13 protein-coding genes are annotated in these 12,832 nt (G+C 64.9%); 7 read left to right on the top strand and 6 right to left on the bottom strand.

Annotated elements, in window-relative coordinates; translation table 11 throughout:
* Window positions 1–53: 53 nt before the first annotated feature.
* Both QM672_RS15805 and QM672_RS15800 read left to right on the top strand, forming a co-directional pair.
* On the top strand, window positions 54–503 hold the full coding sequence (locus QM672_RS15805; protein ID WP_105865248.1) for an RrF2 family transcriptional regulator: 450 nt from the start codon (window positions 54–56) through the stop codon (window positions 501–503).
* A gap of 108 nt (window positions 504–611) precedes the next feature.
* On the top strand, window positions 612–1,979 hold the full coding sequence (locus QM672_RS15800) for an FAD/NAD(P)-binding protein (protein ID WP_415083682.1): 1,368 nt from the start codon (window positions 612–614) through the stop codon (window positions 1,977–1,979).
* 212 nt (window positions 1,980–2,191) lie between these two features.
* On the opposite strand, the gene QM672_RS15795 is transcribed toward QM672_RS15800, so the two are convergent.
* From QM672_RS15795 to QM672_RS15785, 3 genes are read right to left on the bottom strand one after another with little or no spacing between them, the layout of a single operon-like run.
* Window positions 2,192–3,202 (bottom strand): zinc-binding alcohol dehydrogenase family protein, encoded by a 1,011-nt coding sequence (locus tag QM672_RS15795; RefSeq protein WP_415083680.1) that lies wholly within the window; start codon window positions 3,200–3,202, stop codon window positions 2,192–2,194.
* Complete coding sequence (locus tag QM672_RS15790; protein ID WP_415083678.1) at window positions 3,199–4,668, bottom strand: mannitol dehydrogenase family protein; 1,470 nt, start codon at window positions 4,666–4,668, stop codon at window positions 3,199–3,201. The genes QM672_RS15795 and QM672_RS15790 overlap by 4 nt, the downstream gene beginning before the upstream one ends.
* 4 nt (window positions 4,669–4,672) lie before the next feature.
* Window positions 4,673–5,398, bottom strand: a complete 726-nt coding sequence (locus QM672_RS15785) for a GntR family transcriptional regulator (RefSeq protein WP_311933093.1) — start codon at window positions 5,396–5,398, stop codon at window positions 4,673–4,675.
* 211 nt (window positions 5,399–5,609) lie between these two features.
* Between QM672_RS15785 and QM672_RS15780 the strand changes: the two genes are divergently transcribed.
* From QM672_RS15780 to QM672_RS15760, 5 genes are all read left to right on the top strand, one after another.
* Window positions 5,610–6,635, top strand: coding sequence for a sugar ABC transporter substrate-binding protein (locus QM672_RS15780; protein WP_311933092.1), 1,026 nt, complete (start codon window positions 5,610–5,612; stop codon window positions 6,633–6,635).
* Between the two features lie 336 nt (window positions 6,636–6,971).
* Window positions 6,972–8,006 carry an ABC transporter permease gene (locus QM672_RS15775; protein WP_367625674.1) on the top strand — a complete coding sequence of 345 codons (1,035 nt, stop codon included), beginning with the start codon at window positions 6,972–6,974 and terminating at the stop codon, window positions 8,004–8,006.
* Window positions 8,006–8,965: an ABC transporter permease gene (locus tag QM672_RS15770; RefSeq protein ID WP_311933089.1), complete on the top strand. Its 960-nt coding sequence runs from the start codon at window positions 8,006–8,008 to the stop codon at window positions 8,963–8,965. The genes QM672_RS15775 and QM672_RS15770 overlap by 1 nt, the downstream gene beginning before the upstream one ends.
* Before the next feature lie 2 nt (window positions 8,966–8,967).
* Window positions 8,968–10,497, top strand: a complete 1,530-nt coding sequence (locus QM672_RS15765) for a sugar ABC transporter ATP-binding protein (protein ID WP_311933087.1) — start codon at window positions 8,968–8,970, stop codon at window positions 10,495–10,497.
* 171 nt (window positions 10,498–10,668) lie between these two features.
* On the top strand, window positions 10,669–11,706 hold the full coding sequence (locus tag QM672_RS15760) for an NAD(P)-dependent alcohol dehydrogenase (protein ID WP_415083675.1): 1,038 nt from the start codon (window positions 10,669–10,671) through the stop codon (window positions 11,704–11,706).
* Window positions 11,707–11,722: 16 nt separating this feature from the next.
* On the opposite strand, the gene QM672_RS15755 is transcribed toward QM672_RS15760, so the two are convergent.
* From QM672_RS15755 to QM672_RS15745, 3 genes are all read right to left on the bottom strand, one after another.
* Window positions 11,723–11,983, bottom strand: a complete 261-nt coding sequence (locus QM672_RS15755; protein ID WP_415083673.1) for a hypothetical protein — start codon at window positions 11,981–11,983, stop codon at window positions 11,723–11,725.
* Window positions 11,984–12,046: 63 nt separating this feature from the next.
* Window positions 12,047–12,331 (bottom strand): copper-binding protein, encoded by a 285-nt coding sequence (locus QM672_RS15750; RefSeq protein ID WP_415083671.1) that lies wholly within the window; start codon window positions 12,329–12,331, stop codon window positions 12,047–12,049.
* Window positions 12,331–12,813 carry a plastocyanin/azurin family copper-binding protein gene (locus QM672_RS15745; RefSeq protein WP_367625680.1) on the bottom strand — a complete coding sequence of 161 codons (483 nt, stop codon included), beginning with the start codon at window positions 12,811–12,813 and terminating at the stop codon, window positions 12,331–12,333. The genes QM672_RS15750 and QM672_RS15745 overlap by 1 nt, the downstream gene beginning before the upstream one ends.
* Window positions 12,814–12,832 lie beyond the last annotated feature (19 nt).

The raw sequence follows: 12,832 nt of genomic DNA, 5'->3' as shown, positions 1-12,832 counted from the left end.
TTACGATTACCAGAGGGCGGAAGGGGAATTCCGAATCGCAGTCCGGGGGCCGCATGCTGACGAAAAAGGGCAAATATGGCCTCAAGGCAATGGTGCATCTGGCCGGCGCTGAGCCGGGCAAGCCTTGTCTTGTCTCCGATATCGCCGAACAGAACGGCATTCCCAAGAAGTTCCTCGATACGATTCTGGGTGAATTGAAGAATGCGGGCTTCCTGCATTCGAAGAAGGGCAAGGGTGGTGGCTATGTCCTGGGCCGGCCGGCAAGCGAGATCCGCGTCGGCCATATCGTGCGTGTGTTGGACGGCCCGCTCGCACCCATTCCCTGCGCCAGCCGAACGGCCTATCAGCGTTGTGACGACTGTTCCGACGAGAGCCAGTGCGCCGTGCGCCTGATGATGCTGGAAGTGCGCCAGGCCATTTCCACCGTGCTCGACAACCGCACCCTTGCCGAAATGCGGGCGCTGGCGGATCTCGACGACCTGACCCTGATGTACCACATCTGATCGATTGGCCGGCAACAGGGGCGTTTGCCTGCAATTCGCTGACCGGGACAGCTTGTCGGACGCACGTGTTTGATCTATCAAAATGGTAGATTAATTGAAGCGTGCAGCATGTCGACCAGCCCTTCCGTCTCCTCCAGGCATATCGTGGTCATCGGAGGCGGAGCGAGCGGGGTGCTGATGACGGCCCATCTCCTGCGTCATCACCATCCCGAACTGCGTGTGACGCTGGTGGAGAAGAGCCGGGAGCTTGGCGCCGGTATCGCCTACGGCACCAGCCATCCCGATCATCTCCTGAATGTGCGCGCTGCCAATATGGGCGCCTATCCTGACGATCCCGACCATTTCTGGCGCTGGGTCGGCGAGCACAGCAGCAGCCATTGTCCGGACGCGCAGTCCTTCGCGCCGCGGCGTCTCTATCGCGACTATCTCGCCGATCTGCTCTCGCCGCATCTCGTGCAGCGGCCCGGCAGCCGACGCCTCGCCATCGTGCAGGACGAGGCGGTGGGTTTTGCCGACACGGGGCAGGGCGTCGTTGTGCAACTGGGCGGAGGCGAGCGGCTACACGCCGACATCGCCATTCTCGCCACCGGCAATGAGGGCCCCAAGCTGCTGCCGGCTCCGTGGCGTTTCGACGGCTGGTTCGACGCAGGTCCGGCGGCCTTTTCCCCCGATGCCGATGTCGTCATCGTCGGGACCGGCCTCACCATGGCCGACCGGGTCCTGTCATTGCTGCATGCTGGGCATCGCGGCCGGATCACCGCGATTTCCAGGCGCGGCCTCAGCCCGCATGCACACAGGCCGGTGCAGCCGCTGCGCCTCGACGCCGCCGACATCCCCTATGGCACGGGCATCGTCTACCTGACGCGCTGGCTGCGCCGGCTCGTAGCCGAACACCAGAAGGCGGGGGGCGACTGGCGCGCCATCGTCGATGGGCTGCGTCCCTATACCCAACCTCTGTGGCGCAGCCTGTCGCAGGAGGCCCGCCGGCGTTTTCTGCGCCATGCCCGGGCCTGGTGGGACATCCATCGCCATCGCATGGCGCCGGACGCCGCGGCGCGGATCGAGGCCGCGCGCCAGACCGGACAACTCGCCATCGTGGCGGGGCGTGTTACCGGCTTCGATCCACAAGGCGGTCGCGTCGTGGTGCGCTATACTGCCCGTACCGGCGCGTCCGAAAGGCGGATCGATGCCGATGCCGTCTTCGAATGCCGCGGGCGTGCGGCCGACGTCACCGCCACCGAGAATCCGATTCTGCGCCAGTTGCTCGCCGAGGGCTTGGTATGGCCCGACAGGCTCGGCCTCGGGCTGGATGTCGGTCTCGACTGCGGTGTGCTGGGGGCCGATGGCGTGCCCTCGAATCGGCTCTTCGCCGTGGGGCCGATCACCTCAGGCACGTTCTGGGAGATCGTCGCCGTGCCGGATATCCGCCAGCAGGTCGCCAAGCTGGCGGGCAATCTGCTGACGGTGGCACCCTGAAAGGCTGTCGCTCGCCCATACGCCCTGAGGAGGCGTCCAGAAACAAGTGCTCCGTCATCCCCGGCTGAGCCGCTCGCGAGCAAAGCGAGTAGAGGGCGAAGGGAAGGGGATCCAGGGACCAGGAACTGCGCCTAATGAGCCCTGGATCCCCTTCCCTCGGCCTTCGGCCTCGCCGGGGATGACAACCAGTCGATACACGATTTTCTCAAGTCCTAAACGCTCAGAATCGCCTTGATCACGCCGGTCTCCGGCCTGGACCATTCCGGTATCAGGCCCGGCGCGTCGTCCAGGCTGCCCTCGTGGCTGGCAAGCGCCTGCAGGGGCACCTTGCCGTTCCGCATGGCCTGCAGCACGGTTTCGAAATCCTGCCGGACCGCATTGCGGCTGGCATAGAGTGTGGTTTCGCGCTTGTGGAATTCGGGATCGCTGAAGGCGATGTCCGCGCGCACCAGCGACAGCAGCACATAGGCGCCGCCATGGCCGACGAGATCGAACCCTTTCTGCATGGCGCCGGGGCTGCCGGTGGCGTCGATGACGCAATCGAAGAAATCGCCGCCCGTCGCCTGGCCGAGGCGGTCGCGGATATCGGCCGAAGCTTCGAAGACGGCATCCGCCCCCAATTCGTCCGCGCAGAAGGCGAGGCGGCGCGGATTCATGTCGACCACGCTGACATGAGCGCCGGCCACCTTGGAGAAGACGGCGGCGGCGATGCCGATGGGGCCTGCGCCGACGATGGCCACGCGCTGCCCCGGCCCGATGCCGCCGCGTGCCACGCCGTGGGCACCGATGGCCAGGAATTCCACCATGGCCGCCTGCCTCGCCGTAAGGCCATCGGCTGGAATGACGTTGGCTTCCGGCACGGCGATGAAGTCGCAGGCCCCGCCGTCACGATGCACGCCGAGGACTTCCAGGTGCTGGCAGCAATTGGTCTTGCCCATCCGGCAGGCGCGGCAGTGGCCGCAATAGATCGTCGGCATGATCGAGACGATCTGGCCGGTGCGCAGGGCCGATCCCGGCGGCGCGCTGACGACCTCGGCTCCGAGCTCATGTCCGATGACACGTGGATAGCTCAGATAGGGCTGGTTGCCGTGGAAGATGTGATAGTCGGTGCCGCAGACGCCGACATGGCGAATGCGCACCAGCACCTCGTTCCCGGCAGGGTGCGGCTCGTCGCGCCGGATGATGCTCAGCTTGCCGGGTTCGTCGCAGCTCAGGGCTCTCATTTCTGCCTCCAGGATTGGGCGGCGCCAAGGACGCCCTGGGCGGCGATCGCCCGATAGGCCGCCTGCAGATCGTCGACAAAGGCCGCATTGCGCGGCAGGTCTTCGCCGAAAATGGCGGAAAGGCCGAGAAAAGCCTCGACTACGGCCTGCGGCGCGGTGCTGCGCTGGTCGGGTCGGCCGGTCCAGGCTTCGAAGGTCGGATCGTTGAGGGGGAGAGGACGGCCCTGGTCGTCGCTGCCGCCGCAGGAACGGATCCAGGCGGCGACGGCGAAGACGAGCGGACCGCAGGGCAGGCGCTTGGCGAGGCAATCGCGTAAGGGCGACAGAATACGCTGCGGCAATTTCTGCGACGCGTCGGAGGCGATCTGCGCGGTGCGGTGATGCAGCGAGGTGTTCTCGTAGCGGGCGAGAAGCTGCCTCGTATAGGCGAAGGCCCGATCAGCCGGGATGGCGAGCGTCGGGATCGCACATTGCCAATAGCGTTCGATCAGGTCGCGGATGGTCGGATCGGCGATCGCCTGCGCCACGAAGTCGTGGCCGGCCAGCCGCCCTACTGCGGCGATAGTGGAATGGGTGCCGTTGAGCAGGCGCAGCTTCATATGCTCGAAGGGCTCGACATCGTCGGTGAACTCGACGCCGCTTTCCTCCAGCCGCGGCCGTCCGGCGGCAAAGCGATCCTCGATCACCCATTGGCTGAACGGCTCGCCCAGCACCGGCCAAGCGTCCTCGAGACCGAGCGAAGCGGAAATGGCCGCGCGATCGGCATCTGTCGTCGCCGGCACGATGCGGTCGACCATGGAGGAGGGGCAGGGGATCTCGTCGGCGATATAGGCCGCCAGATCCTTGTCCCGCAACGTTGCGAACTCGCCGAGCACGCGTTTCAGCGTCCGTCCGTTTTGCGGAAGATTGTCGCAGGACAGGACGGTGAAGGGGCGGCTGCCGTCGCGGCGGCGGCGTGCGATCGCTTCCACCAGGAAGCCGAGGGCCGAGCGGGGCGCCTGCGGATTGGCAAGATCATGCACGATGTCGGGATGGTCCTGCCTCAGGCCGCCGCTGCCGAGATCGACGGCATAGCCTTTTTCGGTGATGGTCAGCGTGACGATCCGGATGGCTGGATCGGCGAGCTGGTCCAGAAGCAGGGCGGGATTTTCGGGTGCGACGGTGACACCGAGCACCGAACCGATCACACGCAACTCTTCGCGGCCGCTGTCGCGTATGGCGAGAGTGTACAACCCGTCCTGGGGAGCAAGGGCGTCCCGCGTTTGCGTGCCGCGCAGCGAACTCCCGAGAATGGCCCAATCCGTCTCGCCGCGTGCCAGGCAATCATCGATGGCGACGGCCTGATGCGCCCGATGGAAGGCGCCGGTGCCCAGATGCACGATGCCGGGCCGGATGGCGGCCCGATCGTAGCGCGGCGTGGCGATGCCGGGTTTGAGGCGGGCGAGGGTCGTGGCGTTGAGACGCATCGGGCTACTCCGTAACATAGGGTCCGTACTCGTCCGGCAACTGGGCAAGCATGGTGAAGATCATGTCGAGATGTCGTTCCAGCCGATCGGCGGCCTCGTTCGTCCTGCCATCGTCGAGGGCATCGAGGACGGCCAGGTGCTCCTCCAGCACCAGGGGCAGACGGGATGGCGTGCCGAACAGCCGCACGAAGCGGGCGAGGCGGGCACGGACCTGCAGGATGGTCGGCCAGACGCCTTCGCGCTCGGCAAAACCGGCAAAGGCATAGTGGAAGCGCTCGTCCTGCTCGAAGAAGCGATCCTTGTCATCGGCGAGCATGGCCTGGCGCTGCGTTTCCACGATGGCGCGGGCCTCGGCGCTCTTGGCCGATGTCCAGCGGGCCGCCGCCTCGCGCAGCAGGGCCAGCTCCAGATGCTTGCGGATGAAATGGCTGTCGCGCACTTCGGCCAGGCGAATGGGAGAGACGAAGCTGCCCTGCTGGGGATAGACGTCGATCAGGCCGTCCTCGCTCAACCGTACCACCGCCGAACGCACTGGCGTGCGCGAGACGCCGAAATGGCGGCAGATGCGATTCTCACTGATCGAGGTGCCGGGCATCAGCCTCACCGTGATGATGGCCTGCTTCAGGGCCTCGTAGATCTGATCGCCCACCGGGTGCTTGCGATTGATGTCGACGGCAAAGCCCAGCCCGTCATCATCCGGCCCGGGCTGTTTGTTGGGCAAGGCAGACATCGGCCGGCTCCTTTAAAACCGTAATGATCGCAATGATATGGCGCTCCATCCTGAATCGGAATGGCATGCAGGAAAGGTGACGTTTGCGACCATCATCTCGCAAACACTGTTGCATATGTCGAGCTTGGATCCTAGTATCCATCTCTGTCAAGCGGGGCCGAACGATGTGAGGAGCGCCCGCGGCACGTCATGCCCAGAGGGAGGGAATTTCATGTTCGTTCGACGTCAGCTCTTTGCTTGCGCGGCTGTGGCTGCCCTGTTTGCCAGTACCCTGCCGGCCTTGGCCGCCGACGATACCAAGGTGGCGCTGGTGCCCGGCGGCCCGCATCCCTATTTCGCCGCCTGGGACCAGGCTGGCAAGGATGCGGCCAAGGATTTCGGCCTTGGCGCAGCCGACTACAAGGTTCCGCAGAAATGGGAGCTCAGCCAGCAGAACGAACTGCTCGAGAGCCTGGTCACGCAGGGCTACAATGCCTTCCTGATCTTCCCGGGCGATCCGGTCGGCTCGGTGGCCACCGCCAATGAACTGGCCGATACCGGCGCGCCGGTGATGGCGCTGGCCGGCTGTCTGAAGGATCCCTCCAAGGCGGCCTTCTGCCTCGGCACCGATACCGGCAATTCGGCCTATCTCGGCACCAAGGAATTGTTCAAGGCGATGGGCGGCAAGAAGCGTATCGCTCATTTCACCGGCTTCCTGGTCGACCCGAACACCCAGCTCCGCATCGATGCGGTGAAGAAGGCCGCCGAGGAAGAAGGCGGGCAGGTGGTGCAGGTCATCGCCGACATCGACGCGCCCGAGCCGGCGGAAGAGAAGATCAATGCCTATCTCGCCGCCCATGCCGGCGAGATCGACGGTATCGTCACCACGGCCTGGGTGCCGGCGGTGGTCGCCTCCAACGCCTTGCGCAAGATCGGTGACAAGCGCATCAAGATGGTCGGCATCGACCATGACGAGGTGGTGCTCAAGGCGATCAAGGACGGTTTCGTCAGCGGCACCATGCTGCAGAACCCCTATGGCCAGGGCTATATCGGTTCCTTCGCCGCCGACAAGCTGCGCAATGGCTGCACCGTGAAGGCCGATGCGCCCTGGAAGTCCAATGCGCTGACCAGCCACTTCATCGATTCGGGCACGGTCTTCGTCGATGCCTCAGGCGTCGACAATTACATCTCGGCCATGCAGGGCATCACCAAGACGCTGCTGGCGAGCTTCGAGAAGACCTATCTGACCTGCAAGTAAGCGGGCGGAGGACTGCCGCATTGTTTGACGGGTGTGCAGCCCCTCACCCTTACCCTCTCCCCGCAAAAGCGGGGCGAGGGGGACTTCGACGGCCTGTTTGTGCCGAAACGCAATCACCTGGCCCAACCGCCAAGCCAGATGAGAGCTTTGAGGATAAATCGCGACGCTTGCGCCTCCCTCGCCCCGCTCTTGCGGGAGAGGGGAAGGGTGAGGGGCAGCGCGACGAGACAAAAGAAGCTTCTATTCGCGATCGATCCCGCGAGCCGTGCCGATCTCGATCGCAACGAGATCGGGCGCCCGACTGCAACTCTCTTCCGATGGAGCTCGAGACCGCCGATGGCCGGTGACGAATCCCCAACCGCAACGCTCGCCCCGGCGACCGGCAAGCCGATGCAAAGCGGCACGGTGCGCTTCTACCTGACCAACGAGTTCGGCCTGCTGGTCCTGATCGTGGTCTTCGCCTGCCTGTTCGGCCTCGCCACCAAGGGCTTCTTCTCCCCCTTCAACCAGTTCACGCTGGGGCGCGTCGCCGCCGTCAACATCATGGTCGGCCTGTCCATGATGGTGGTGATCGTCACCGGCGGCCTGAACCTGGCTGTCGGTGCCATCGGCGTCTGCGCGGCCATGGCCTTCGGGGCCCTGGTGGAATTGGTGGGCCTGCCCTGGCCGGTTGCCGCCCTCGGCGCCATCGCCCTGGCGGCGGCGCTCGGCTGGATCAACGGTTTCGTGGTGGTGCGTTCCGGCCTACACAGCTTCATCATCACCCTGGCCAGCATGAGCATCTTCTTCGGAATGATGATCTATCTGACCAAGGCGCAATCCTTCCGCGGCATACCGGCGGACTTCTCCAATTTCGGGCGGCTGCGTTTGTTCGGCCTGGTCTCGCCGCTTCTCGTCGTCGCCCTTGTCGTGGCCGTGGCGCTCGGCGTGCTCTACCGCTTCACCGTTCTCGGCCGCGAGATGCTGGCGGCCGGCGCCCGGCCCGAGGCTGCCGAACTTTCAGGCGTGCGAGTCGGACGCATCTTCATCCTCTGCCACATGCTGTCGGGCGCGCTCGCCGCCATCACGGCCATGCTCGTTGTGGCGCGTACCGGGGCCGCCATTCCCTCGATGGCTGGACAGTTGGGGCAGGACTGGCTGCTGCCCGCCTTTCTCGGCCCGGTGCTCGGCGGCACGCTGCTCAGCGGCGGGCGGGTCTCGGTCAGCGGCACGGTGCTCGGTGCCATCCTGGTGACGATGCTCACCAACGGCCTGCTGCTCTTACAGATCGGTGAGTTCTGGGTGCAGGCGTGCCTCGGCTGCCTGTTGCTCACCGCCGTGCTGATCGACAAAGCGCGCCGTTCCTATCTCGCCCATCGGAGGATGGTGTGATGCCCCGTTTCATGCAGACAGACTGGTTCGGCCCCCTGGCCATCGCAGTGGTGGCCATCGCCCTCATTGGCAGCTTCAATCCGTCCTTCCTGTCGCCACTCAACATCCAGGTGCTGCTGCTCGCCATCACCGTGAACATGCTGATCGCCTTTTCGCAGATGATCATCATCGCTATCGGGCAGATGAACCTGGCGGTCGGGGCTATCGGGGGACTCGCCGCGATCTCCTTTGCCGGCATGATGCAGGTCTGGGGTTTGCCTGCGCCGCTGGCCGCCCTGCTGGCGGCGGGAATCGGCCTGCTGGCCGGCATCGTCAACGGGGCCTTCATCGCCGGCACCGGCATCTCGGCCTTCGTGATCACCCTGGCCACCCTGTCGGTGTTCAAGGGCATCAACCTCGCCATCACCAAGGCGCAGCCCTTCTATGGCGTGCCGCAGAGCGTCAAGGATTTCGGCAACACCACCGTCCTGGGACCTCTGCCCTGGCTGGTGATCCCCGCAGCCATCGTGTTCGCAGCGATGTGGTACCTGCTCAACCGCCTGCCGCTCGGGCGCTTCATCCTGGCCGTGGGCGGCAATGCCCATTCGGCCGAACTGTCGGGCATTTCGGTGTCGCGGACGGTGATATCGGCCCATGCCATTTCGGGCCTGCTGGCAGCCCTGGCCGGTATCGCGCTGGTGGCGCGGCTGGAGATCGGCCAGCCGACGATCGGTGACGACTGGCTGATCCTCTCCTTCGCCGCACCGGTGATCGGTGGTGCCGTGCTCGCGGGCGGTCACGTCTCCAGCTTTGCCACGCTGCTCGGCGTGATCATCGTTGCCATCATCACCCAGGCGCTCGTGCTCTTCCATATCGACCCCTTCCTGGTGCAGGTCGTTCTCGGCGCGCTGATCCTGTGGGCTGTCGGCATGAACCGCTGGCGCGAGATTCGCGTCAGCCGCGGCCTGAAGAGGATCTGAACATGGCGACAGAGACTTCGGCACCGGTTTTCCAGGCGCGCGGCGTCAGCAAGTTCTTCCCGGGCGTCAAGGCGCTGGAAGGCGTCTCGATCTCGCTGCGCCCCGGCTCGATCCATGCCTTGCTGGGCGAGAACGGTGCCGGCAAATCCACGCTGATCAAGCTGATCACCGGCGTGCTCAGGCCCGACGAGGGCGAACTGGTGGTCGATGGTGAGCCCGCACATTTCGCCTCGACCCGCGACGCCATCGCCAGGGGCATCGGCGTCGTGCATCAGGAACGCAACCTCATCCCGCGCTTTTCGGTGGGCGAGAACATCATGCTGGAGCGCCTGAGCGCCAGCCTGTTCAAGCCGATCGACTATGCCGCAGTGAATGCCGAGGCGCGGCGCTGGCTCGACGTGCTCGGGCTCGACCTCGACCCGGCAACGCCGGTCTCGCAGCTCAGCGTGGCCAAGATGCAGCTCGTCGAGATCGCCAAGGCGCTGTCACTGCGTTCGCGTGTGTTGCTGCTCGACGAGCCGACCGCCTCCCTGACGCCGCACGAGACCGTCGCCCTGTTCGCTCTCCTCAAGAAGCTCAGGGACGAGGGCGTCAGCATGCTCTTCGTCAGCCACAAGCTGGAGGAGGTGCAGGAGATCTGCGATCAGGTCACCGTGCTCCGCGACGGGCGCAATGCCTGCGACAGCCGCTCGATGGAAGGGCTCGGCCGCCAGGACCTGGTGCGCCTGATGATCGGGCGCAGCGAGCAGATCCCGGACTGGAAACCGCGCGACCATGCCAGGGCGGCGGCGGTGCTGCAGCTCGACAAGGTGGCGACACCCTTCGGCCATCGCGACATCGATCTCACCGTGCGTCGCGGCGAGATCGTCGGGCTCTATGGCCTGGTCGGGGCAGGGCGCACCGAGCTCGCCAAGTCGATCATGGGGCTGCAGCCGGCGACAGCGGGTACCATCCGGCTCGACGGCAAGCAGGTGACCATCACCAGTGTCGGCGAGGCGATCCACACCCACCGGCTCGGCTATGTCAGCGAGGATCGCAAGCAGGAGGGGCTCATCCTGCTGCATTCGGTACTGGACAATGCCGGCATCGCGATCTGGCGCAAGCTCGCCGGTTTCGGCGGCCTGCTCACCGATCGCACCGTGCGCAAGGCTATCGAGCCCTATATCCGCAAGCTGGAGGTGCGCACGCCTTCGCTGGGGCAGACCGTCGGCAATCTTTCCGGCGGCAACCAGCAGAAGATCAGCGTGGCCAAGTGGCTGGCCGCGGGGGTGCGGCTCCTGATCATCGACGAACCCTCGGTTGGAATCGACATCAAGACCAAGGCCTATCTGCATGAATTGATTCGCGAACTGTCGGATGCCGGCACCTCGATCCTGCTGATCACCTCCGATATGCCGGAGATGATCGCCTTGGCCGATCGGATCGTGGTGATGAACGGTTACCGGGTGGCGGGAGACCTGCACAACAGCCGCGACTACGGCGCCATGAGCGAAGGCATCATGAACCTGATCCATAAGATCGATGCGGCGTGAAGGCTGGTTTGCCATCGATGCCACCCGTCGGTGCCGATAGCTGGTAATATGTCCGCCGGCTCGCCGTCGCCACTCGTCGGACTTGGTTGATTGCCGCAACAAACTGGCGATAATGTCGGATGAATACGCGCCGGCTCTTCGGCGACGTCAGCCAGGAACCGGAGGAAACCCATGCGCGCCCTTGTCCTCGAACGCCAGCACGAATTGTCGCTGCGCGAGATCGATCTCCCGCTCGAGGTCGGCCCGACCGACGTGAAGATCGCGCTGCATACCGTCGGCGTCTGCGGTAGCGACGTGCACTATTACACCCATGGCCGTATCGGCAATTTCATCGTCAACGCACCGATGGTGCTGGGCCATGAAGCGGCCGGCACCGTGGTGGAGGTCGGCGCGAAGGTGACGACCCTCAAGGCCGGCGACCGCGTCTGCATGGAGCCGGGCATTCCCGACCTGAGCTCGCGGGCTTCCAAGCTCGGCATCTACAATGTCGATCCGTCCGTGGTGTTCTGGGCGACGCCGCCGGTGCATGGCGTGCTCACGCCCTTCACCGTGCATCCGGCCGCCTTCACCTACAAGCTGCCCGACAATGTCTCCTTCGCCGAGGGTGCGATGGTCGAGCCCTTCGCCGTCGGCATGCAGGCGGCGGCCCGCGCCCGCATCGCGCCCGGCGACGTCGGGGCGGTGATCGGCGCCGGCCCGATCGGCATCATGGTTGCCTTGGCCGCCCTGGCCGGCGGCTGCTCCAAGGTGCTGATCTCCGATTTCAGCAAGGAAAAGCTCGAGATTGCCGGCCGCTATGACGGCATCATCCCCGTCGACCTCACCAAGGAGACCTTCGCGGCCGCCATCGCGCGGGAGACCGACGAATGGGGGGCCGACGTGGTGTTCGAGGCGAGCGGCAGCGCCAAGGCCTATAATGGCATCTTCGACCTGGTGCGGCCCGGCGGCGCGCTTGTGCTTGTCGGCCTGCCGGTGGAGCCGGTTACTTTCGACGTCCCCGGCGCCATCGCCAAGGAAGTGCGCATCGAGACGGTGTTCCGCTATGCCAACATCTATGACCGCGCTCTGGCGCTGATCGGCTCGGGCAAGGTCGATCTCAAGCCGCTGATCACCGGCACCTATGCCTTCGAGGAATCCATCGCGGCCTTCGAGCGGGCCGCCAAGGCCCTGCCCACCGATGTCAAGCTTCAGATCCTGATGGAAGGTTGACGGGCGAAGGGCGGGGCTATTCGGCCTCGCCATATTCGTCGCTGCGATGCAGAAGGCGGCACCTCGCGGTGCCGCATTCCACGGCGAGGATGCGGTGGGAGGTGCCGCCGCAATTGGCCTGGAATACCGATGTGGAGTCTGAGCGATAGATCGAAGTGATCTTCGCTCCGAGGCAGTCATTGCGCGCCAATATGCCTGCCAGCGCGCCATCGCCGGCATCAGCCTCTGTCGAAACGAGGCCAGCCAGAATTCCGGCTATCAAGAGAACTCTGCGCATTCCGGGAACCTGTCGTGGTTTCGATGGCCCCCTTCCGGGGAAGGGGGCCGGTCGTATCCAGCGCTATTTCGCCTTCTCGATCTTGGTCACCGTCAGGCGCCCGTTGACGCGGTCGGCCTCGAAGGAGACCTTGTCGCCAGCCTTGACCGTCTTGAGCATGGCCGGATCGGTCACGGCGAAGACCATGGTCATGCCGTCCATGTCGAGATTCTTGATCGGGCCATGTTTGAGGGTGATCTTGCCCTGGGCCTCGTTGATCTTGGTGACTTCGCCGCTGACCGGGGCGGTTTGCGCCAGAGCGGTGGTGGCAAAGGTCGAAAGGGCGAGGGCGAAAAAGAGTTTGCGCATTAGAGAGCTCCTGTCTTGGTGGTGACGACGATGGTGCCGGTCATGCCGGCTTCGCGGTGGCCTGGGATCAGGCAGGAAAAGTCGAACTCGCCGACCTTGGTGAACTTCCAGACCATTTCGCCGGTTTTCTTGGGGCTGAGGCGCCGGGCATTGGGATCGTCATGCTCCATGTCCGGGTTTTTCTGCATTTCCGCGCCGTGCTTGAGGTTTTCGGCCAGGGTGGCCAGCACGATCTCATGGTCGATCTCGCCATTGTTGCGCAGGACGAATTTGATCTGCTCGCCCTGGCGCACTTCGATCTTGCTGGGGATGAACATCATCTTGCCGTCGCTCTCACGCATGGTGACGGCGATGGTGCGGGCCGGCTTCCTGGCATCGCCGGGCTCGCCATAGGCGCGCGTGCCGCCATGGCCGGCATCGGCCAAAGCCGGGCCGGACACCAGGGCCAGGGCAACGGTCGCAAACAGGATTTTCGAAAACATCCATGCTCCTTTCATTGAG

It is taken from the genome of Labrys sp. (in: a-proteobacteria) (genome assembly GCF_047605565.1).
In the GTDB taxonomy this organism is placed as follows: Bacteria; Pseudomonadota; Alphaproteobacteria; order Rhizobiales; family Labraceae; genus Labrys; species Labrys neptuniae.
The sequence above is the reverse complement of the archived record's forward strand: the minus strand, read 5'-3'. Positions and strand labels throughout refer to the sequence as shown.